Source organism: Lewinella sp. IMCC34191 (assembly GCF_003390935.1).
Taxonomy (GTDB): domain Bacteria; phylum Bacteroidota; class Bacteroidia; order Chitinophagales; family Saprospiraceae; genus Neolewinella.
In genome coordinates, this window is record NZ_QNQZ01000001.1 from 229,701 (window position 1) to 250,793 (window position 21,093).

Consider the following 21,093-nt stretch of genomic DNA (forward strand, 5'->3'; position numbering starts at 1 on the left):
CCCCCGCCCACCCCGAGTGCCGGGGGCAATTTTGTCTGTACGGAATAGTGATCGGGATGGCTGAGCATAGTCCACCGTTTCCGAACAGCTTTTTACCTGCGCTCCGCCGCCCCTTGCTTCGCCCGTTTTCATCCTTTACGAGAACGATACGCTGCGCTGGACGAAGGAGATCACCGGAATACAGGAGCAATCGGCGGCTACAGCTAGCGGGCTAGCGGCTTCACCATAATATCTTTATAATAAACCAGGCTTTCCGGATCGTGGCCCTGCAGGGCGAAGGTGCCGCTGGAAAGTATCTGCTTTTTTGATCCTTCCGACCGTTGCGGGTTGTCCGGCTCGGTGTATTTGGTTACCGTTTCGCCGTTGAGTTTTACCGTGACCGTATTGCCGCGTACGATGATGTGCTGGGTGTACCACTCGTTGTCCGGCACGTGGACTTCCCGCACGTCGTCGTAGGAGTAAACGCTGCCGGTGCGGCGCCAGTCGGATTGCGAGTTGTTGACCTGGATCTCGTATCCCTGCGACGGCCAGCCTTCTTCCTGGTAGGCGGTATGGATGAAGATGCCCGAGTTGGAGCCGGGGGTGGTCATGACCTGGGCTTTGAACTCGAAGTCCTCGAAATTGTGGTCCATGACCGGGCCGGTGTAAAAGAGGTGGGCCCGCGGTCCGTGGGCGACGATACGGCCATCGTCCACGCTGAAGGTGGCGGGGTTTTCGCTGGCTTTCCAACCGTCCAGGGATTGGCCGTCGAAGAGGGAGATCCAGCCGTCGGTATCGGTGTCGCTGGTGGTGGATTTGGATGTGTTGCACGCAAAGGCGAGCAGGAGCAGGAGGCAGCCGGACAGGAAGTATTTCATGATAGGATGTTATGAAGGACTTGGAGAAGACGGTAATCGATCCGGCCAATATATAGGTGGAAGACTAATCGAAAGCCTTCCTCGTGAAATACCTTGCGCGCGATTTGACGTAACCCCACCGGCGGGCACGCATATCCTGCTACGATTCCCTATTTTGACCAAGGTTAGCTAGCACCTAAACCAACACCAGAAACCCCATGCGCCTACCCCTATTCCTTTTCCTCTTCGTGCTGCTGCCCGCCGTGGCATCGGCGACCCACAACCGTGCCGGCGAGATCATCGTACGTACCGAAGCCGGTGGAGATGGGCTGACCGCCTGTGCCACCATCATCACCTATACCGATGCCGGCCAGACGGAGGTGGACCGGGATAGCCTGCAGATAGATTGGGGCGACGGAGCGCAGGTGATGATCGGCCGCACGAGCATCGTGTCAACCACAAGTTCAGGCATTCAACGCAACGAATACCGACTGTGCCACCGGTACGCTGATTTCGGGCGCTACGTCCTGAGCTTTCAGGATGTGAACCGGGTGGCGAACATCCGCAACATCGGTCCATCGTCCGTGAATATTCCCTTTAGCGTATCGACCTCCTTTGCGCTGGTTAATCCACTTCTGGAAGGTAGGAACGACTCCCCCGTGCTGACCCAGGACCCGGTCGACAATGCCTGCGTCGGTTCGGTGTGGACGCATAACCCCGGCGCCTACGACGTGGACGGCGATAGTCTGGCTTTTGAGTTCACCGTGCCCACCTTCGCGCCCGGCTCGCCCGTCCCCGGCTACGTACTGCCCAGCCAGGTCAACGGGGGCAACGGGAATCTCCAGGTCGACCCGCGTACCGGGCAAATTACCTGGGATAGCCCCGCCGTTCCGGGAGAGTATGCTTTGGCCGTCATGGTGAAGTCGTTTCGCGACGGCCTTCCCGTGGATACTCTGGTGCGGGATATGAGCATATTCGTTGACGACTGTTTGAACACGCCTCCCATGATCAAATTGACCCAGCCGGACGTGACCGTAATTGCCGGTGAAGCAGTCAGTTTTGAGGTCATCGCTACGGCGGGCGAAGCCGAAGAGCAACTGGTTAGCCTGACGGCGGACGGCTACCCCTTCCGGTTGGCGGATAACCCGGCCAGTTTCCTGCCTACGGCCAAGGATCTGCTGTCCGATACCCAGCGCAGCACGTTCCGCTGGCAAACCACGCCGGCTGACGCAAGGGAGCAGCCCTACTTTGTCGTCATTCGCGCGGCGGATAGCGGTGCCCCGGCCCCCACGGGACTGGCGACCCTACGCACGGTGTCGATCCGGGTAGTGGCGACGGCGCCTTACCAGCTGTTTCGTCCGGGGGTACAGTATATGTACGAAGACCCGGAATTCGAGTCGCGTACCTACGGCTTCGATACCGAATTTTACGGCGTGCGGGTGGATAGCCTCGGCTGCGGGGAACTGTACGGCTCGCTGGAAAAAATTACCGAAAATGACGCAGCGTGCGTGGTCAAGGTACCCTCTCCCTTCGGCTACCGGATCTGCCAGACGCCGGACAGCACGGTGATGCACTTTGACGGGGAGGAGCAACTCGTCCTTTACCATACGGCAGTAGTGGGAACCCGCTGGCTGGCCAGGAACGATAATGGAGTTCGACTTTACGCGGAGGTGTTGTCTGTAGCATCGTCTACCGTGCTGGGCATAACCGATACCCTAAAAACGATCGGCTTCTTTACGGAGGGCGGTGATGCCAGTGGCCCGACAGTGACCATTGGCCAAAACACGGGACTGGTCGGCGGTACGCGATTTTACCAGGTAGATCGGGAAAGATCACCGCTGACCCTGGCCGGAGTAAGCGAACCGGCGGTGGGCGTTCAACTTCCACCGGCAAGCAAATTCGGGCTCGCGGAGGTGGGGGATACCTTTCAGGTCGCGGCTTCCGGTACTGGAGCGTTACCTCCGCCGTTTACCGTCCCTGGCGGGGTTCCGACGAGTTTCGTCACCGCGGTTATTCTAGCGGTGGATTCCAGTCGGGACGACGTATATACTTACGAGGTGGAAGCTGATCTCTACCGTAAACGACAGGGCCAGGCCGTGCCCTTCGCCGTCGATACGGTCTTCACCTTCGACCACGCCAGGCTTCCCGCGGATATGATGCGACAACCGGGCGCCCGGCAAGACACGACCTTCTTCGGCAGCGGTTACTCGGATCTTTTAAAGGTGTTTCGGGATAGCTGCGGGCTGATGCAACAACGCTTGTCTACCCCCGCGAGCTTTGAGGAAAACGAGATCTGTGGCCTGGATCAGGCGGAACTGGATGCGAACCCTGGACCCGTCTTCGTTGAGCGGGTACCCTTTCACGTGGATAATATCATTTCGCAGGCGGGGCCGCAGGCGATTCGCCTGCAGTACTTTGGATCGGAGGCATACCACTGCGGAATCTACCTGGAAGCGGCTGAGATCATCGTATCCAATGCGGCACCACCGGTATGGGATGCGATCCCCGTCGAAGTATTTCCCAATCCGACCACCGGTGCCCTGACGGTTACCCTACCGGATAGGGTGGGGGCGTACGACCTGACCGTGTATGATCTTTCCGGGAAGCAGCTCCGTACGGTCAAGGAAGTGCGTGGCCGGCATACCCTGTCACTGGATGGTGTGCCGTCGGGCGCGTACTTTTTGGTGGTTCGTGGGGCCGGCGGGGCGGTTGCCCGGCGGCGGGTGGTGGTTTGGTAGTGAGGGGCGGAAAGAGTTTGACCGGTCGATAAAACTAAGCCGCCCTCTCGTGGGTAATAATAGCTGACGCATCAATCACGATCAACATGCTAGGTAAGGAAGTAATCTGTGTAGACGCCAAGCGAATCCCCGCCGAGATCCCGAATCATCCCGCGGAGGGGAAGGTGTATACGGTCCGCAAGACCTTCAAGAACGAGAACGGGAAATGGGGCATCTACCTTACGGAGATCGTCAATCCGGCCATCATGTGCACCGCCGCCTGGGGCCGCTACAAGTTCGAGCCCAATTTCGGGGAATGGCGGTTTACGGATTTGCTGGGGCAGCCGCTGGATGTCGAAACGGCGCTGCGGGAGGAACTGGAGAAGGTGGAAGTGGAGGTCGATAAAAAGCAGGGGGCTTGATGTGCGGGAGCGGGTTACGCTGATTCGGTATATTTTATACTTTCATATACAGGCACGGTTTAGCCGCCGGCTCAGTGAGTCTCGGGAAGCGTAACGCCAACTTGCTCCTGCGTCTTCCTTACACCAGGTTCTCATCCTCGCGCTTACGTAATTCCAATTCCTTCAGTTCTAGCAATTCCTGATCCTGAGGTTTTCCCTGGGGTGTTTCCGTAGTTCCTTGCGGCGGATGCGGCGGAGCGAGGTACAAACCAATGCATGCCGCGATGAGCAGCGAGAAGCCCGCGCCCAACAGGTATGAACTCACGACCGGTGTTCCGATACCTTGCACCTTAACAATGGCGCCGGCCAGGGTCAGCAGGGTCGAGCCTGCAAAGAGTAGGAGGGAAAGGTGTTTGAGGCGCATCGTTACAAGGTATAGAATAAGTGTTCACGACGGTGCACGTCACGACGCTGTTCAGGCAGTTATATGATGTGAACCCACAGCATCTTGTAAGTATGGTCGGATATAATCAACCGATTTATAGTGGTATGAATCTCCGCTAACTCGTCACCAAGTCTGGTGAAGGGCAATGAAATCTCTGGTGCCGGCGGCTGAAATTTTACCTCGATTTATTCTGCCCGAAATTGGAAAGCGCCAGTTACTCCATAGATCCGTGGTGCATCCGTTGACCGGCGCGAACAAGGGCCGATCGCTGACGTAGAAGTAAAAAATGATTATTCGACGGGGATGAGGGAACTCTGGTGGGCTAAACGAGCCGGATAGGATGGGGATAATCCTCTTTGCATTTGGCCCCACTTGTCCAAACGTAATTCACTTTTGAGGCGGTTGACCGGGGCCAATTTGGGGGGAGCGTACGCCGAGCTTGCGCACGTTCGATTCCGTATATTACATTTTCCGGCCTTTCCACCCCAGGACAACGCCAAACTCAATTCGTTTTCCCGTGGATGATTCCGAACCCTCTTCCTTTGGCCCCCCGCCCTCCGTCAGGGATTGGGTGATGGCCAACCCCCTACCGACCCAATTGCTCAGCGGGGAGGGGGGCGTGCTCATCACGAATGCCGCTTTTTCCGAACTGCTTGAGCAGCTGGGGCGGAGGTCCGACGATCTGCTGGCCGACCTGCTTCCCACCGGGTGGACGCTACCTCTCTCGCAGCAGGGGTGGTTTGCTACCCTGCGCATCGGAGAGTGCCTCGTGAAGCAACTGCTGATGGGGGGCAATCAGCGTTACACCTTTCACCTGGTTAAGCTTTCGCTTTCCGGCGGAGCTTGTCTGTGCTGCATGCTGATGCCGAGTGACGATATTTCCGAAACCCGTCTCGTGGGCATCCTGAATTCCATTGCTTGTTTCGTGATGGAGCTGGATTCACGGGGTAATATTTCCTACCTCAACGACGTGCTGCGGGAACGGCTGGGCTACGGGCTTGGCGAGCTCGGCCGCCTCGTGCATCTGCGGCAGCTCTGGCAGGAGTTCCGGACCGCAGAGCTGCTCCGGCTACTGGGGGAAGTCGACCGCCACGGTCAGGTACGCTTTCGCGGAGGGCTTACCCGTAAGGACGGCGCGGTAATCCCCATGGAAATCGTCATCGTCTCCAGTCAGCCGCCCAACGATAGCCTATATCTGCTTACGGCGCGGGATATTGCCCCCCGTCCCGCCCATAAGGCCTCCCTGAAGACGGCCTTGGTGGAAGTGGAACAATACGCGCAGAGCGTTGAGGACGAGAACCACGAACTGCGCGCCCGGCTGAATTATCGGGTGGAGGAAACCCGCCTGGTTTACCGAAGTGCCGCCTTCGAAGAGGTCGTACCCCGCATCCAGCACGTCGCGCCGAGCGAGGCGCCCGTACTCATCACGGGCGAAACCGGCAGCGGCAAACAGCTTGTCGCCCGTTCCATTCACGAACTGAGCTGGCGGGCGGACCATCCGCTAATTTCGGTAGACTGCGCGTCACTTCCGCCTACCCTGGTGGAGCGCGCGCTCTTCGGTAACCAGACGGACACATTAGTGAAGCCCGCCGATCAGGGACCGGCCTATCTGGAGGCGGCCCGCGGCGGTACGCTGTTACTGCGCGAGATCGGCGCACTCCCGCTGCCGGTACAGGCGCGGCTGCTGCGGGTATTGGAAGCGGCCAGTGTGACCGCGTCGCAGCCGGAGGCTAAGGGTTATGCCGACGTGCGGCTGATTGCCACCACGCACCGCGATTTGCTACGGTCGACGGAAGCGGGAAGTTTCCGGGGGGATCTCTACGATCGGCTCAACCGGCATACCGTAGCGTGTATCCCGCTGCGGGAGCGCCGCACGGATATCTATCCCCTCCTGCACCACTTCATCGACAAGTTCAATCAACAGTACGGCAGAGCGGTGTCCGGCGTGGACGCTACCACCCTGCGGCACCTCGAAGCCTATTCCTTCGCGGGAAATGTGCGCGAGTTAGAGGGGATGGTTCAACACGCCTACCTTGCGGCCGCGGGGGAATCGCCACCGCCATCCTCCCTGAAAACGACGGACGGTGACCGCGGAGAAAAAACACCGGAGCTCAACCTCTTCGACGGGATGCTGACCGAGTTTATCTTCTTTGAGGATTACCAGCGGAAGTACCTCCAGCGCGTTCTTGACAGCGTGGAGGGTAAGGTCAGCGGTACGGGCGGAGCGGCCGACATCCTGGGCATGCATCCGCAGACCTTGTTCAGCAAACTGCGCAAACTTGGCATCCGGCGATGAGGCCGCGGCCGCTTAGCGGGCGTTAATGCGGATCCGGGCCGGGGCGTTGGGGCGGCGCTCCTCCCGTTCCACCAAAATCCAGACAGTCCTTGGTGTAGTAATCCCGTACTATGCCGCGTTCCACCGTCTCCGCCAGGCAGTACACGAATCGGTCGTCGCCGGCCATGGCGAAATGTCCGACGAAGTACGCGATGAATGCCTCGCGACTCTGCCGGTGGGATTCAAATTCGGCGATGACCGTCACGAGTTGCCAACGACCCTTAATCAAGGCGTAGGTAACGATGGCAAGGGGAGCAGCGAACATAGCGTAGCAGATCTAGTGGTAGGCAGTCTTTCCCCACGGTTCTCCCCAGTTTGCGTGCAGCAGCGAACTACCTAGTGGCCCGCCCGTGACCGTGAGGCGACCCTAACTGCCCGCAGGCGCGGATAGGTAATGGTGCAAATGCCGGCCGAACCGGTTTCGCGATAGTAATGGGGGCAGGGGCCGCTCAGCAGGGTATTCCAGCACGTCAGCATATCCGGCCGCTCGGTGGTCAGGCGGACCAATTGGCCCTCCGCGAGGACCAGGTCAACCCCCCCGCGGGCAGTTTCGGTGTCCCAGAATACCTCGTAGGAAAGGATGGAGTAGGTCATCGGGTATCGAATTAGGTGATGTCGAACCATAAAAGACCCGGGGCTACCCTACGGTTAGGCCCCGGGCTTCAACAAGTGGAAACAATGGTGTGAAAATCAAAGGAGTGTTCGCATAGTGTTAAGACCTTTTTCGTGGGGCTTCGGGGTGGGCCAACGCGCCTGCTCAGCCGTCCATACTCCCAAGGTAGGGGACAGAAGCGTGCCTAAAAGACTCCATAAATTCATTTATTAAATGGCGTAAACATTGGTTGCCGTGTCTAGGGCGGTAAGCAAAACACTTCGACAAACGGGGCTATTATTACTGTTTGCTTCCCCCCGGGTACCTTACGCGCCGCCGTAACACTTATGTAATGACGTAAGAATTATTTCGTCCCCAACTCTCTCGACTCTCGTTCCTACTATCTGGTACACGGTGGTGCGCCTCCGTGTCCAGAACCCAACTTACGCATGCCCGATTCCGCTTTTTCGTCATCCACAGTTCCGCCCCCCATCGCGGAGTGGGTACGGGCCAACCCCCTGCCAACCCAGCTACTAGGCGGTGAGGGAGAGCCGCTGCTCGCTAATGCAGCGTATGCGGAATTGCTGCGTCAGCTGGGCAGCCGGGGTGACGATATGCTGGCCCAGTTGCTGGCCGCTCCGTCGGAAACCGCGCTTACCCAACGGGCCTGGCTGGCCACCCTGCGGCCTGGCGAGTGCCTGGTCCGACAGCTTCGCCCCGTAGGGAACCAGCGCTACACCTTCCACCTCGTTAAGCTTGCGCTTTCCGAAGGAAACTATCTCTGCTGCATGCTGATGCCCGGGGAGTATCCTGCTGAGGCCCACCTCTCCGGCATCCTGAATGCGATCCCCTTTTTCGTCCTGGAATTCGACGCCGTGGGCAAGGTGTCCTACCTCAACGATCCGCTGCGCGAGCACCTGGGTTACGCGCTCCGCGATGTGCGGCGGCCAGGGCATCTGCGTCAGCTGCTGGACGGCTTTCGTGCCGAGGAGTTGCAGCACCGACTGGCGGAGGTGGGCGAGCGAGGACGGGTCCATTTTCGGGGTACGCTGATCCGCCAGGATGGTACCACCCTTCCCATGGAGATGAGCATCGGGGCCGGTCAGGTTCCCAACGAACGCCTGTACCTGCTGACGGCGCGTGACGTCGGCGCGCAGTTGGCCTACGAAGCGACCCTCAACGCGGCCCTGGCCGCGGCCGAACGCGAAGCGCAGGCGAGCGCGGGAGAAATTCGCGATCTGCGGGTGCGTTTAAAACGCCAGGCCGGCGATACGGACCTGGCCTACCGGAGCGAGGCCTTCGGGGCGGTTCTGAACCGCATACGGGATCTTGCGGATCTAGATGTACCCGTCTTGGTGACCGGTGAAGCGGGGAGCGGCAAAAGATTTATCGCCCGCCAGATACACCGACTTAGCCGGCGGGCGGAACGGCGGCTGATCACGGTGGATTGCGCCGTCCTTCCCCCCGCGCTCGTCGGGGGCGAGCTTTTTGGGGATCAAACCACCCCCGGTGGCCTCGTGGCGGGGGACGGGGGAACCCTGGTGCTCAACGCCGTGGAGAAGCTACCCCTGCCGGTACAGGCGCGGTTGGCACACGTCCTGCGGGAGGGCAAATGGACGTCCGTGGACGGTGAGGAGACGTTTACCGTAGCGGTGCGGGTGCTCTGCACCACCTCGGGGGATCTTAAAGCGAGGGTGAAAGCAGGCAGCTTCTCGGCCGACCTGTTTCACCGGCTGAGTGGGGCTCGTGTGGCGGCTATTCCCCTGCGGGAACGCCGGGAGGATATCGCGCTCCTCATCGGGCACTTCCTCCAGCGCTACAATGCGCAGTTCGACCGAGAAATTTCCGGTGTTGACGCTACGACGCTGCAGCGGCTCGAAGCGTATTCCTTCCCGGGAAACGTGCGTGAGTTACAAACGCTGGTAGAGCGGGCCTTCACCACGGCTCACGAGGGGCCGCCGCCCCTGGCCCCGGAGGTTCCGGCGGTTGGCGATCCGCGAACGGAGGCGCTGCCGGTGCTGGATCTGTTCGACGGTACGTTGACCGAGTTCGTATCCTTCGAGGCGTACCAGCGCAAGTACATCCAGCTCGTGCTCGCCAGTACGGGCGGCAAGGTAAGCGGCTCGGGCGGGGCGGCCGAAATCCTGCAGATGCATCCCCAAACGCTGTTCAGCAAGCTGCGTAAGCTGGGCATTCGGCGATAAGCTTCCATTCCGAAAAGTAGGCCGTGGCCGCTTTTGCTTGCTGCCGGAATGCTTCTACTCCCTCGGTGCGCAAATTCACCGTTCCGTTCGAGATGTTCTCGAATACCAGGTCAGGGGATAGATGGGCCATCATTCGGTCCACGTCAAAGGTGTTGTAGGCGGCTAAGTAGCGTAAAACCAGGTCTTTCCTTTTTTCCTGCATCGCAAGAAGCTTTACAAAGTATGCCCCATCGGTTGCGACAATAACTGGTAATATTTCGCATAAAGTTGCAGGAAGCATGATTGGCCGATTCCTCCCATAGTCAGTACAATAAATCTCGTACTTCCGGGCAGTTTACAGGGCAGATTTCGGCCGGTACGCCACCGTATCGGGAACCCGGGAGCGTAATAATCTTCCATCTTCTTCACTCAGTTTCCGCAGCAGGGGCAGCGTGTTGTTATTCTCCCGGTCAGTTACTTCGAATTCGAAGTATTGGATCGTATTGGGCTCCACCAGGAAGGCATACTTGCCCGCGGGCCTCGCAGATGTACGTATCGAATACTGCTTACCCGCCCCGGTAGCCACCGTCGTCCTGATGTGGGTATTGCTGCCGATCCGGCCAATCAGGTATTCGTCGAGGTAAATCAAATTGTTCTCCGAGCCACCGGAACTCGAGTTGGGATTGATGACGTAGATGGTCGCCGTTTCCGAAGTAAGGGTATCGCCCACGTCCGTGATGTACTGCTCCGCGCGGAAGCACGCAAGCAGGGGTAAAGAAAGCAGAATGCAGACGACGACTTTCATGGCGATACTATTCTTGGGCTTTGAAGCTACGAACCGCTATCACCCTAGGCTAATCGGGCCGGGGTTTTATACTTTGTATAACACCGGGATTACCCGTGATCGGGGAAAGGCGGCGCCAGTTATCAAGCTGCCCTCCCGGCGGGTCGAGTCCCGCCGATCTTCGCAAGCCACCCTCAACGGCCCCCGGACCAGCCCCGTACGCTATATGCCCCGGATACCCCCCCCGATTCACTTCCGGGGTGAAAATGTGGTAGGGAAAGGTGTGTCCGCTGACCACCCTTGTCTATTGCACGGTGCAGGTTTTCTCACCCCTGGCGCGGGACGGTGCATCAGCCGCGAAGCTGCACGCCATTGCCGACGGGGTATGCCCTGCAACGCTGTAAATTCGCGTAAGGCTAGTGGCCTCAGGGTCGTTCACGCCACTCCTTCCCACCAATGGGTCTGTACCTGCGCTCCGTCGCCCAAATCCACCCGCTGTCCGATCATGGGCGTAAGCAAGTGAAAATTAGACGCCTCGTTTAGCTCGGTGATCCGACGCAGGGGCTCGTCCCACGCGTGGGCGGCGAGGGGGAACTTGGATGAATGCACCGGAAAAATGCTTCTGGCTTGCAGGTCCCGGGCGGCCAGCAAGACATCCTCCGGTAAGTGGTGCACCTCCCGCCAGGCTTCGTCGTACTGCCCGTTGTCGAGGATGGCGAGGTCGATGGGGCCGTACTTGCGACCGATCTCGGAGTAGTGGCGGTCGTAGCCGCTGTCGCCGCCCAGGTAGACGGTCCGGGCCGGGGTTTGCAATACGTAGCTGGCCCACAGCGTATTGGCAGAGGAGATGCCCCGCCCGGAGAAGTGGCGCGCCGGCTCCACGTGCACCGTGATCCCCCCGGCGAGGTTAAATTCCTCGTACCAATCTTTTTCCACAATCTTATCCGCCGGGTAACCCCAGCGCTCGAAGTGGCTGCCTACGCCGAGACCGCAGATCACCGTGCCGACCTTATCCCGCAGCCCCACGATGGTCGCGTAATCAAGGTGATCGTAGTGATCATGGCTGATAAAGAGGTAGTCGATGGGGGGCAGGTCGGCCACCGTATAGACGTCCGTGCCGGGAAAGGCTTTCAGCGTACCGGGTAGGGGAGAAGCGTTGCCGCTGAAGACCGGGTCCACCAGGATGCGTCGCCCCGCCAACTGGAGGAAGTAAGAGGAATGCCCGAACCAGACCAGGGTGTCCACCTCCGTAGGCAGCCGTAGCAGGTCCGTTTTGACGGATGGAATCGGATCGGTAGGGTGGTGGCGCGGTTTGGCTTTGAGGTAGTTTCGGTAGAGCACATCCCCCCAGCCGTGTCCCTCCGATAGCAGCGGCGTCTCCGTCAGGTTGCGAAACTTGCCGTCGCGGTAGTGCGGCGACCGACGGATGCGATCCAACCGTTTCCCCCGGGGCCTGGCCCCCAATTTTTCCTGGCGGAGGAAGAGCGCGCCGACGAGTAGGAAGCCGGCAAGGAGCATTGTCGCGATAAGCATGCGTAGCAATACAACTATGCCAGTGGGGAGTTTAGGGGCACCCCGGTTGGAAGGGACCGTTTACCGTTCGTAAGCGACCGCACAAGCTGCCCGGGCCAGGGGTTAATCGCCGTACGAAGCGCCGAGTCGTCAACATTGCGCCGATGAGATACCTGTTTCTCTTGCTGCTCTTACTTCTCCGCGCCGGACTCCTACCGGCCCAGCTCAGCCTGTTCGCCGGTTCCTCCTTCGAACACGAGGTGACCGAACGCTGGGGCTACGAATTCCAGGTGGAACACCGTCAGCTCCTCACTACCGGCCGCGAGAACCGTCTCCTGCTCCAGGTTGCCGCCAACCGCCTGATCTCCCCTAACCTGAACATCACCCCAGGGGCCCGGCTTACCCCGGATTACGGACTCGGGGAAACGGTGCTGCGCCTGTTTACGGACCTCAACGCCGCGGTTCCCCTGGGCGACACGCCGCTGGCCCTGGAAGGCCGCCTGCGCACGCAGTACGAGCGGGTATGGACGGAAGACGGCCGCGCATCCGGAGGTTGCCCTACGCCCCCGCCTCGGTTTGGTGTACGCGCCGGGGGAGCATACGGACATCGTGGCGGAGTACGAGGTCCGCTACCGCTTCGATGACCGCGACGAGATCGTCGAGCACCGGCACACGCTGGCGCTGCAGCAGGCGATATCGACGCGGATTGCCGTCGACTTCTTCGTGCGCCTGGACCGGGAAGTGAATCAACCCGAGCCTACCACCTCGCCCTTCGTGGGCATCTATCTGATTTACGTATTGCCGGACGAACGCCGGCGTGACTGGCGCTCCCGTTCGCCCTTCGGACGGAGTCTGCTCTGGTAGGTATCCCGCTGATCGCGAAAATCGGGGAAGCCTCTAGTTCCTTCCCTATTTTAGCTGCTTGCTGACCCGACGGTACGAATTGCACTTAAGCGGACTTTGCACACAATTGGGGACACGATCTTGAATATGATCTACGACGTGGTTTTCGTGCGGGTCGTTCTGTTTGCCACGTACGCCCGCGGCGCCTTCCCGAACCGCTTCTTAAACGCGTGGGAAAAATGCGCGAGGCTCTCGAAGCCCAGGTCGAGGTAGATATCGGATGGGGTGTGCCGGCGGGATTCGAGGAGGTAGCGGGCCTCCTCCAGCCGCTTTTCCTGTAGCCAGCGGCGCGGGGGGACCCCGAAGACCTTCCGGAAATCGCGCTTGAAGCCGGAGAGGCTGCGGCCGGTAAGCTGCGCAAAGCGTTCGAGGGGGAGATTGTAGTGGTAATTAGTCAGCATAAAGCCCGCCAGGTCGATCTTGTGGGGCTGCGCATCGCCGAAGAGGAAGGTGCGCAGTTCCGGCATGGCCAGAAGCAGGAGCCGGACGCCTTCCTTCACCTTCAGGATGCCCATTTCGTCGGTCATGGCCGTACCGGCACTGCGGGCGTAGGGGACGATGGACTGAAAGTACCCCTCCAGGAACCGGTTAGCGGGGATCAGGACGTTGGGCGGACCGACGTACTGACCGCCGGTTTCGATCTTTTCCTCCAGGACGATCTGCCGCAGCAGGTCCTCCTGGAGGGAGATCACGATGGTTTCGTAGTGCGCGCCGGGCAGCGGCGTCTTAGTCAGGGTCGCCACCTGATTTCTACCGATCAGGAGCACCTGTCCGCCGGTCATCGACAGCCGCTGGGCCGCGCTCTCCAGGGTGAACTGGCCGGAAACCTGCAGGACCAGGGTGTGGTGCTTCCAGAAGCATACCTTCTCCCGCCGCTCTGCGGAGAGGTAGGAGTAAAAGATCACGCCCGGAACGATCTCGGCTGGACTTTCCATTCAACGCTGCAAATAGGTGCTACCGGCTATTTGGCCTACCGCGAAGGTAGTATTGAGCGTTTGCATCTCCTGCGGCGTAAAAGTCAGCTGCATGGCCGCGATGTTCTCCGGCAGGCGCGACCGGCGGCTCATGCTGACCAGCGGCATGATGTGATCACCCTGGGCGTTTACCCAGGCGATGGCCAGCTGGACGGGAGAGCAGCCTTTTTGCCGCGCCATATCCTTTAGCACGTCCACCTTCGCGAGATTGTCGGTGAGGTTGTCGCCGGTGAAGCGGGAGAAAGCCTGGCGATAGTCGTCCGCGGGGAGGGGAGCGGTGAGGTTGCCGGTCAGGAGTCCCTCCGCCGTATTGGCGAAGGCGACGACGGCGATGCCAAGTTCTTTCGCCGTGGGCAGCAGGTCGGCCTCGATCTGGCGGTCGGCCAGGGAGTAGCCGATCTCCAGGGCGCTGACGGGATGCACGGCGTGGGCCTCCCGGAGCTGGGTGGGGGTGATCTCCGAAACGCCTAAGTGGCGCACCTTTCCTTCCTGGATCAGGTCCGCGACGGTACCGACGATGTCCGCGACGGGCACGCTGTCGTCCATACGGCTGGGCTGGTACAGGTCGATGGTGTCGATACCCAGCCGGGTAAGGGAATAATTGACGAAGTTTTTGATGGCGACGGGGCGCAGGTCCAGGCCGATCCAGTGGCCGTTGTGAAATATCGCCCCGAATTTCACGCTGACGAAGGCGTCGTCGCGGCGGTCGCGGATGGCTTTCCCGATGAGCAGTTCGTTGTGGCCGGCGCCGTAGAAATCGCCGGTGTTCAGAAAATTGATGCCGTGGTCCAGGGCCGCATGAATGGTGGCGATGCTTTCCGCCTCATCCGGCGTGGGGCCGCCCCAGATGGAAGACATGCGCATGCAGCCGAGGCCGAGTTTGGAAACGGTAGGGCCATGGTGGCCGAGTTGGAGGGTGGGTAGATTGTTCATGCCGCAAAACTAGCGGGGGCGAGCAACGAGCGACTTTCCCGAGGGGTTCAAATTACTTGTCTGTGCGGGTCATGCCACAACACCGCGATGTTTTGGTATAGCTACCAACTCACTAAAGAAGGGTAAGTCTTTAGGTTTATAGTGGGGGCTAATTCAGAGTCTTATCCTTTACAAAAACCATACAGTGCTGCCAGGGCAGATTATCGATGTTCTCCCGCAGCGTCAGGCCGACAGCTTCCATCTCCCGCACGGCCTGTTCTTCCGACATCTTGTGTAAGGTTTTGATGGGCACCGTGGGGTCTTCCATCCGGTATTCCAGGAGGACGAAGCGCCCGCCCGGCCGCAGGGCACCGACGATATTCTGCATCATTTCGCGGGGGTAGGCGAGCTCGTGGTACACATCCACCATGATGGCCAGGTCGATGGAGTTGGCCTCTAGTTCGGGGCTGCTTTCGGTGCCCCGGATCAGTTCTACGTTTTCAATGCCTTCCCGCTCGATCCGCGTTCGCATGAGGTCCAGCATTTCGGGTTGGATGTCTACGGCGTATACCTTCCCCTGCGGTACCTTTTGGGCCATGCGGAAGGTATAGTAGCCGGAGCCGGCCCCGATGTCCGCGATCTCCTCATCGGGTTGGATCTCCATATTGGCAATGGCCTGGCTGACGTTTTCCTCCTCCTCGCGCTCCGGCCGCTCCAACCAGTCGGCGGCGAAGTGGCCCATCACGTGGCTGATCTCTCGGCCGAGGTAGTACTTGCCGGTACCGTCGCGGGAAGGGGTGTCGAAGGTGTAAGGGGAGTTGTCTGTTGTTGGCGGTTGGTCCTGTTGGGCGTTGCAGCCGGTCCAAACGGCCAGGTAGAACAGGAGAGGGAGGATGCGGAGGGGCACGATGGCAATGTTTTTCACCAAAGGCGAAAGGAGTCATTATGGTTCTTCCCCTGCATCGAGCAACCCCAAAATGGTAGGATAGGAGGCGTGGGTTTATGTAAATCCCTACGGTAGCCTTTTCCATTCCCCGACGTATTCCAGGGTTAGCATGTCCTTTACCTCGGCGGGATAAGAGATCAAACCCATGATCCGGGGAATGAGGTAGGGGGTAGCCGCTCCCAACTGCCCCGTATGGCGTTTGACCAATAACGTGGCCCGATCCTCGTAGGATCGCAAGCCCAAGGCGGCTCGGGTTTTGTTATAGATTGCGACCGTGGCCTCGTCGTAGACGATACGGTACAGGCGCATGGTTTCATCGTCCAGCTTCGCGATAGCGGTATTCCCGTATCCCCCGATACCCCCCATACGGGTATTTTGGGTCGTCATCAGGTTAGTATAGGTAGCCGTTTCGATGGTGCCGTTTCTGGCGAGGGAGTCCAGTAGCGGAATCAATCCGAAGCGATCCCGCCCGGTGGCGTTGACCATTTTTAACTCATGGAGTAAGGGGATTTCGTACGGATACAGCATACTCATGGGGGTGTGAAGGTCCAGTTGCCACTGCGCCGGAAATCCGTAGGTGGCGACACAATCCATAAACGCCACCATATTCAACGAATCCAGCCGGCTGGTGCTGTCTCCCGGCACGTACGGGCTACGTAGTTCCTGGTCCCTGGCCAGCACCCGATTGAAGCATCCGAGCATAGGGGAGTTCACGGATTGCGTGTACTGCCGGTCAACGAGCCGCAGGGAGTCCAGCAATGAGTTCCAGTCCAGGTCGGGGTGCTCGAATTGGTCCGCATTCGCCGCAAAAAAGTCCAGATCCGGACCCTGACCGGCTAGTTGCAAGAGGTACGTACGGAGTAGATCCACCCGGTCGGCGGCCCGGGCCGCGAGCGCCGCGTTATAGAGGTCGCTGTTGAAGGGATGTTCCACCCGGCCAAAGGCCAGCTGGTACGCTGCGAGGGCTGAGGTGTAGTTCTCCGCGACGATGGAGTCCTCCGCTTGCGTGATGAGCGGGTTGTAGTCCGTGAAGTAGTCGATAGACTGCGCATGGGACGGACTGACCAGGGCCAGAAGCAGCAATAAGAGCACCGCGGCTTTCATGGGAAGGAATCTTATATAGTCAAGCTAGGGGTTTTCAAGCGCAATGCAGTGAGAGTTATCCAAATGGTAAGGGAGGAGGCAAGGGCTTACTAAAATCCTGCAGAAGCCTTTTCCATAGCACGACGTATTCCAGGGGTTAGAACTCTAATGGAAGACATAACCGCCCTTGCTAAACAAGTCGCCCGCAAACTCCGCAAATCCGGTCTGGAGACTTACAATCAGACCAAGCACATCTTCTGAGAAGTGCGGAAGGAACTGGCCCTATCACCCCCAAGGGGCGGGAACGCAATACTATTAAGCACTTCAGCGTCGAAAACCTGCGGGCCTTCCTGCGGGCGGCGCACCGGCAGGAGCCGAAGATTACCCTGATGATGCAGACGCCGTACGAGTCGGTGATGCGCGTAAGCGAATTCACCAATCTAGAAGCTGGTACTTCCAATACGACAATCTGCGGCTTGTCGTCAGTGCCGGCAAGGAGGACAAACGCCGCGAGGTGATTATCAGCACGGAGCTCGCCGGCATGCTGCGGCTGCACCTGGGCGACCGGAAATCGGGACCGCTCTTCCGCAGCCGGCAGGGAAAAGCCTACTGCGACCGCCGCATCCAGCAGCTGGTCGACCAGGTGGCCACCGTGGCGGGGATCGAAAAACGAGTGACGCCGCATACCCTCCGCCATACTCGGGCCACTCTCCTGACGGAAGCCGGAATGACTCGGGAGGAGCTGGGGCCGCTACTCGGCCATGAGCAGTCGAACACGACCGATATCTCCGTGCGGACCGCCCAGGTGCTGACGGTGGAGGCGTTTGATCGGGCGCACCGGGGGGTGGGGGAGCGAATTTGAAAATTTCGGGGATACTTCAAAATGGGCTGCTTACTTAGCGGTTTTAAGGATTTGAAAGTTAGCAATCTTTCCCACCCGAAGTCACTGTCCATTCATTTGAACACCTTCATTGAGCGGGATGGACCCAGCCGCGCGTTTCGAAGGTGCAGTTCTCATTTTCGGTAGTTTGGTGCCGCATATCCTGTCACGGTCGGCCTTGGGAGGTTAGTCATTATAATCGATGTCAGGTAAGAAAGTGCTGTAAACACTGATGCTGTTCAGGCAAATTTGCCCCGCTTGGTCATGCCATAGCTTACCTAAATTTCTTTTGATACCTGACTATGACTACCCAGGTGGCCGATAATGAGAACTGCTGGTTTCGCAGTCAGTCAGTTAGACCCTCGGAATCTGGCAAGTTAAGCCCGATTTAGCGCTTGTTTCCATACACAATACCCGGATACCTTTATCGCCGGTCCTTTCTTGATTTCCGAAAGGAGGTCAATTCATGCAATCAATTTTTACACTTACGCAACTTAATCGGTTATGCACAATTTTACCGCTTCTTCTCATTCGAGGGCGCATTGGCTCCGTACTGCGCTGCTGGTGCTTCTTTCCCTTGGGTCATCCTTATCTCTGCTAGCACAGATCGAAGTGCAAGGCACGGTAATTGATGAATCCGGTTTGGGGTTACCCGGAGTTAATGTAGTGGTACAGGGAACAAGTAGTGGCACGGTTACCGACGTCGACGGTACATATTCACTGACAGTGCCAAGCAAGGAAACTGTGCTGACCTACTCATTCTTGGGGTACGAAACCCAGGAAATACTGGTTGGTGAGCAAACAACCATCGATGTAATTTTAAATCCCGGAGCTGCCTCGCTTTCGGAGGTCGTGGTAGTCGGTTACGGTACCCAGAAAAAATCGGATTTAACGGGCGCGGTGGCCAGCGTCAATTTGGAAACACTTGAACAGGCACCCAATACCAATATTGGTCAATTTCTTCAGGGCACGGTCCCGGGGCTTAATGTCGGTGTTGCCACCAGCGCGGGAGGTACTCCACCCATTTCTATTAGAGGCCAGGTCTCTTTGAACGGTAACCAAAATGTGCTGATCATCCTTGATGGAATTCAGTACAATGGCTCTCTCTCCTCCATTAATCCAAACGATATCGCTTCTATTGACGTGCTCAAAGACGCAAGTTCCACTGCGGTTTATGGTGCACAGGCAGCCAATGGCGTTTTACTCATCACTTCCAAGCGGGGTAAGCAAGGCAGCCGTCCCCGCATTGCCTTTAATTCACAATTTACCATCCAGGATCCTACAGTCAGTGATTTTGTCCCTAACGACCGGCAAGGGTACCTAGATGGCCTGCGTGAGGCATTTTATGAGCAGGCTTACACCGAGGAATCGGGTTACACCGAACCCAACCCAGATTTTCGCATTGAAGACGTAATTGACCCTTCCATGCTCGACGCGGACGGCAATCTGCTGCCCAATGATTACAATTGGTGGGAGGCCGGTACACAGGATGGCACTATCCTGGAGAATAACCTAAGCATTTCGGGAGCTTCCGAGGTGGCTACTTACTACCTCTCTGGTGCCATAGTCGATCAGGCCGGATACATTGTGGGGGATGACTTCAATCGAAAGTCTTTGCGAGCCAATCTTGAAGTCAAACCATTCGATTGGTTTACCGTAGGATTGGTATCGTCGGGATCGTTTGTCAATCAAGATGGGGCCGAACCGGCTCTTGCTACGCTGCAGCGTACTTCACCCCTGCTAGTACCGTACAATGATGACGGAGAATTAATTTTCTCGCCTACCAATACCCTAGAACCTAACGCTTTCATCGGGAATTTGGTAGATGACTACAATCGCAACAATTACTACTTCGCTAACCTCTACACGCAGATTGATTTTCCCTTTCTGCCGGGTTTGAGTTATCGGTTGAACTTTGGAAATAACCTCCGTAATACGAAGGCCTATTTCTCGAGTGTTTACGGGGCGGGGCAAACTGGACAGGCCACAAAACGCGATGAATCGTATTACGATTACACCCTGGACAATATCCTGACCTTCACGAAGGCTTTTGGCCGCCACGAAATTGGGACCACCCTGCTCTACGGGGCCATCGAGCGGGACTTTGAGAGCACCTTTACGGAGGGCCGTGGCTTTTCCCGCCTCACCCTGAGTTATAACGACTTGGCCCTTGCTACACAGCAGTTCGCCAGTTCCGACGCTTACCAAGAAGCGCTTAACTACCAAATGGTACGCGTCAACTACAAATTTGACGAACGCTATCTAATAACCGCGACTCTCCGCCGCGACGGGTTCTCAGGTTTTGCCCGCAATAATAAGACCGCCGTTTTCCCAACTTTGGCGCTGGGATGGGTACTCTCAGAAGAATCCTTTTTTGCGGGTGCTGACAAAGTTGACAACCTAAAGCTACGTCTAGGCTACGGGGAGATTGGCAACCAAACCACTCGGTACAGTTCCATTTCGCGGTTGACTACGGGGGCTGCCTATGTTTTCGGGGACGGGGGAACCACTCGGTTCGGACAGGAGGTGAACACTCTAGGCAACAATGATCTTCGCTGGGAACGCACGATAGGCCTGAATTTAGGCATCGATTTTAGCCTATTCAATTACCGCACCACGGGTAGCATCGATATGTATAATAACAACACCAACGACCTCCTTTTCAATGTCAACATCCCGAATGCAACCGGCTTTGGCCAGATTGCCACTAACCTGGGACAAATCAACAATAAGGGTATAGAAATTTCAATTACCCAACGTATCCTTAGTCAGGGAGATCTGACGTGGTCCGCAACGGGGAACTTTTCTACCAACCGAAACCGAATTGTCTCCCTGACGGGTCAGGATACAAATGAAGATGGCGTAGAGGATGACCTTATCACTAGTGGACTGTTCATCGGACGGTCCGTTGGAGCCATATATCACTACGAAACGGATGGTATTTATCGATTAGGCGAAGACCGACTGCCTGGTTTTCAACTCGGGTCCGTGCGTGTGGTTGACCAAAATGGTGATGGCAATATTACTCCCGAAGACGATCGGGTATTTCTAGGGCGCCGCGAGGAAGCCTATCGCTTCAGCATCCAGAACAACTTCAACTACCGGGGACTGAATTTTAGCTTTCTTATTAACTCCGTGCAGGGAGGTGGTGAAGGATACCTCGGCTACAATGCACCCTCACTCTACAACGATATCCCCAACTATTACCGTGAGGACAACTCTATCCGTTGGAACGACTTTGCCGGCATTGATTACTGGTCTCCCAACAATCCCGACGGTAAATACCCTCGCAATATTTCCGGTAGCCATTCTATCGTAGAGCCCTTGATGTATCAGGACCGTAGCTTCATACGCTTACAAGACATCTCGCTGTCCTACAACTTTGCCAACAGCATCCTTGAAAATCTTGGGTTTGGCAATTTCAATGTGTTTGTTAGTGGGAAGAACTTAATAACGTTGACCAAGTGGGAGGGTTGGGACCCCGAGTCCCTGGAATACAGTACAGGTACGGCACGCCCCGTTGGCCTTCTGGCCGGGGGACGGCCGGTCTTGAGAGGAGTCGCCGTAGGGGTAAACATCACTTACTAGTC

At 57.8% G+C, this 21,093-nt stretch carries 19 protein-coding genes; 8 read left to right on the top strand and 11 right to left on the bottom strand.

Going from position 1 to position 21,093, the window contains the following annotated elements:
- Positions 1-203: 203 nt before the first annotated feature.
- Positions 204-857, bottom strand: a complete 654-nt coding sequence (locus DRW39_RS00935; protein ID WP_116105114.1) for a DUF1080 domain-containing protein — start codon at positions 855-857, stop codon at positions 204-206.
- Between the two features lie 197 nt (positions 858-1,054).
- Here DRW39_RS00935 and DRW39_RS00940 point away from each other — a divergent pair, with 197 nt between their 5' ends.
- A complete protein-coding gene (locus tag DRW39_RS00940; protein ID WP_116105115.1) occupies positions 1,055-3,574 on the top strand; it encodes a T9SS type A sorting domain-containing protein in 2,520 nt (839 codons plus the stop codon).
- Between the two features lie 86 nt (positions 3,575-3,660).
- The gene (locus DRW39_RS00945; RefSeq protein WP_116105116.1) at positions 3,661-3,975 is read left to right on the top strand and encodes a hypothetical protein; all 315 of its coding nucleotides are present in this window, start codon (positions 3,661-3,663) and stop codon (positions 3,973-3,975) included.
- Positions 3,976-4,093: 118 nt separating this feature from the next.
- Here DRW39_RS00945 and DRW39_RS00950 read toward each other — a convergent pair whose 3' ends face one another.
- The gene (locus DRW39_RS00950) at positions 4,094-4,378 is read right to left on the bottom strand and encodes a hypothetical protein (protein WP_116105117.1); all 285 of its coding nucleotides are present in this window, start codon (positions 4,376-4,378) and stop codon (positions 4,094-4,096) included.
- A gap of 538 nt (positions 4,379-4,916) precedes the next feature.
- Between DRW39_RS00950 and DRW39_RS00955 the strand changes: the two genes are divergently transcribed.
- Complete coding sequence (locus DRW39_RS00955; RefSeq protein ID WP_157975844.1) at positions 4,917-6,695, top strand: sigma 54-interacting transcriptional regulator; 1,779 nt, start codon at positions 4,917-4,919, stop codon at positions 6,693-6,695.
- A gap of 22 nt (positions 6,696-6,717) precedes the next feature.
- Here DRW39_RS00955 and DRW39_RS00960 read toward each other — a convergent pair whose 3' ends face one another.
- Positions 6,718-6,999 carry a hypothetical protein gene (locus tag DRW39_RS00960; protein WP_116105119.1) on the bottom strand — a complete coding sequence of 94 codons (282 nt, stop codon included), beginning with the start codon at positions 6,997-6,999 and terminating at the stop codon, positions 6,718-6,720.
- 71 nt (positions 7,000-7,070) lie between these two features.
- Positions 7,071-7,328 carry a hypothetical protein gene (locus DRW39_RS00965; RefSeq protein WP_116105120.1) on the bottom strand — a complete coding sequence of 86 codons (258 nt, stop codon included), beginning with the start codon at positions 7,326-7,328 and terminating at the stop codon, positions 7,071-7,073.
- 447 nt (positions 7,329-7,775) lie between these two features.
- On the opposite strand from DRW39_RS00965, the gene DRW39_RS00970 reads away from it, so the two are divergent.
- Entirely contained in the window at positions 7,776-9,530 is a 1,755-nt protein-coding gene (locus tag DRW39_RS00970) for a sigma 54-interacting transcriptional regulator (protein WP_116105121.1), read from the top strand.
- Here DRW39_RS00970 and DRW39_RS00975 read toward each other — a convergent pair.
- The 3 genes from DRW39_RS00975 to DRW39_RS00985 all read right to left on the bottom strand — a co-directional run bounded on the left by DRW39_RS00975 (position 9,496) and on the right by DRW39_RS00985 (position 11,826).
- Complete coding sequence (locus DRW39_RS00975) at positions 9,496-9,732, bottom strand: nuclear transport factor 2 family protein (protein WP_157975845.1); 237 nt, start codon at positions 9,730-9,732, stop codon at positions 9,496-9,498. The genes DRW39_RS00970 and DRW39_RS00975 overlap by 35 nt on opposite strands.
- Before the next feature lie 132 nt (positions 9,733-9,864).
- Positions 9,865-10,314, bottom strand: coding sequence for a hypothetical protein (locus DRW39_RS00980; protein ID WP_116105123.1), 450 nt, complete (start codon positions 10,312-10,314; stop codon positions 9,865-9,867).
- 414 nt (positions 10,315-10,728) lie between these two features.
- The gene (locus tag DRW39_RS00985; protein ID WP_116105124.1) at positions 10,729-11,826 is read right to left on the bottom strand and encodes an MBL fold metallo-hydrolase; all 1,098 of its coding nucleotides are present in this window, start codon (positions 11,824-11,826) and stop codon (positions 10,729-10,731) included.
- Between the two features lie 143 nt (positions 11,827-11,969).
- Between DRW39_RS00985 and DRW39_RS00990 the strand changes: the two genes are divergently transcribed.
- Together DRW39_RS00990 and DRW39_RS00995 are read left to right on the top strand one after the other, a co-directional pair.
- Positions 11,970-12,449: a hypothetical protein gene (locus tag DRW39_RS00990; RefSeq protein WP_116105125.1), complete on the top strand. Its 480-nt coding sequence runs from the start codon at positions 11,970-11,972 to the stop codon at positions 12,447-12,449.
- Positions 12,415-12,669 carry a hypothetical protein gene (locus tag DRW39_RS00995; protein WP_116105126.1) on the top strand — a complete coding sequence of 85 codons (255 nt, stop codon included), beginning with the start codon at positions 12,415-12,417 and terminating at the stop codon, positions 12,667-12,669. Before DRW39_RS00990 ends, DRW39_RS00995 begins: the two co-directional genes overlap by 35 nt.
- Positions 12,670-12,800: 131 nt before the next feature.
- On the opposite strand, the gene DRW39_RS01000 is transcribed toward DRW39_RS00995, so the two are convergent.
- The 4 genes from DRW39_RS01000 to DRW39_RS01015 all read right to left on the bottom strand — a co-directional run bounded on the left by DRW39_RS01000 (position 12,801) and on the right by DRW39_RS01015 (position 16,644).
- A complete protein-coding gene (locus DRW39_RS01000; RefSeq protein WP_116105127.1) occupies positions 12,801-13,643 on the bottom strand; it encodes a helix-turn-helix domain-containing protein in 843 nt (280 codons plus the stop codon).
- A complete protein-coding gene (locus DRW39_RS01005) occupies positions 13,644-14,615 on the bottom strand; it encodes an aldo/keto reductase (RefSeq protein ID WP_116105128.1) in 972 nt (323 codons plus the stop codon).
- A gap of 148 nt (positions 14,616-14,763) precedes the next feature.
- The gene (locus tag DRW39_RS01010) at positions 14,764-15,501 is read right to left on the bottom strand and encodes a class I SAM-dependent methyltransferase (protein ID WP_116105793.1); all 738 of its coding nucleotides are present in this window, start codon (positions 15,499-15,501) and stop codon (positions 14,764-14,766) included.
- A gap of 105 nt (positions 15,502-15,606) precedes the next feature.
- Positions 15,607-16,644 carry a hypothetical protein gene (locus tag DRW39_RS01015; protein ID WP_116105129.1) on the bottom strand — a complete coding sequence of 346 codons (1,038 nt, stop codon included), beginning with the start codon at positions 16,642-16,644 and terminating at the stop codon, positions 15,607-15,609.
- A gap of 448 nt (positions 16,645-17,092) precedes the next feature.
- Here DRW39_RS01015 and DRW39_RS01020 point away from each other — a divergent pair, with 448 nt between their 5' ends.
- A complete protein-coding gene (locus DRW39_RS01020; RefSeq protein WP_255419229.1) occupies positions 17,093-17,485 on the top strand; it encodes a tyrosine-type recombinase/integrase in 393 nt (130 codons plus the stop codon).
- A 522-nt stretch (positions 17,486-18,007) separates the two neighbouring features.
- Positions 18,008-21,091 (top strand): SusC/RagA family TonB-linked outer membrane protein, encoded by a 3,084-nt coding sequence (locus tag DRW39_RS01025; RefSeq protein ID WP_116105131.1) that lies wholly within the window; start codon positions 18,008-18,010, stop codon positions 21,089-21,091.
- The last annotated feature ends 2 nt before the right edge of the window (positions 21,092-21,093 follow it).

Excerpts from the sequence above, each read along its gene's own strand:
- DRW39_RS00990 (WP_116105125.1), top strand. The coding sequence starts at position 11,970 with ATGAGATACCTGTTTCTCTTGCTGCTCTTACTTCTCCGCGCCGGACTC.
- DRW39_RS00975 (WP_157975845.1), bottom strand. The coding sequence starts at position 9,732 with ATGCAGGAAAAAAGGAAAGACCTGGTTTTACGCTACTTAGCCGCCTAC.
- DRW39_RS00960 (WP_116105119.1), bottom strand. The coding sequence starts at position 6,999 with ATGTTCGCTGCTCCCCTTGCCATCGTTACCTACGCCTTGATTAAGGGT.
- DRW39_RS00970 (WP_116105121.1), top strand. The coding sequence starts at position 7,776 with ATGCCCGATTCCGCTTTTTCGTCATCCACAGTTCCGCCCCCCATCGCG.
- DRW39_RS00965 (WP_116105120.1), bottom strand. The coding sequence starts at position 7,328 with ATGACCTACTCCATCCTTTCCTACGAGGTATTCTGGGACACCGAAACT.
- DRW39_RS00940 (WP_116105115.1), top strand. The coding sequence starts at position 1,055 with ATGCGCCTACCCCTATTCCTTTTCCTCTTCGTGCTGCTGCCCGCCGTG.
- DRW39_RS00935 (WP_116105114.1), bottom strand. The coding sequence starts at position 857 with ATGAAATACTTCCTGTCCGGCTGCCTCCTGCTCCTGCTCGCCTTTGCG.
- DRW39_RS00950 (WP_116105117.1), bottom strand. The coding sequence starts at position 4,378 with ATGCGCCTCAAACACCTTTCCCTCCTACTCTTTGCAGGCTCGACCCTG.
- DRW39_RS01000 (WP_116105127.1), bottom strand. The coding sequence starts at position 13,643 with ATGGAAAGTCCAGCCGAGATCGTTCCGGGCGTGATCTTTTACTCCTAC.
- DRW39_RS00985 (WP_116105124.1), bottom strand. The coding sequence starts at position 11,826 with ATGCTTATCGCGACAATGCTCCTTGCCGGCTTCCTACTCGTCGGCGCG.
- DRW39_RS01025 (WP_116105131.1), top strand. The coding sequence starts at position 18,008 with ATGCACAATTTTACCGCTTCTTCTCATTCGAGGGCGCATTGGCTCCGT.
- DRW39_RS00980 (WP_116105123.1), bottom strand. The coding sequence starts at position 10,314 with ATGAAAGTCGTCGTCTGCATTCTGCTTTCTTTACCCCTGCTTGCGTGC.
- DRW39_RS00945 (WP_116105116.1), top strand. The coding sequence starts at position 3,661 with ATGCTAGGTAAGGAAGTAATCTGTGTAGACGCCAAGCGAATCCCCGCC.
- DRW39_RS01015 (WP_116105129.1), bottom strand. The coding sequence starts at position 16,644 with ATGAAAGCCGCGGTGCTCTTATTGCTGCTTCTGGCCCTGGTCAGTCCG.
- DRW39_RS01005 (WP_116105128.1), bottom strand. The coding sequence starts at position 14,615 with ATGAACAATCTACCCACCCTCCAACTCGGCCACCATGGCCCTACCGTT.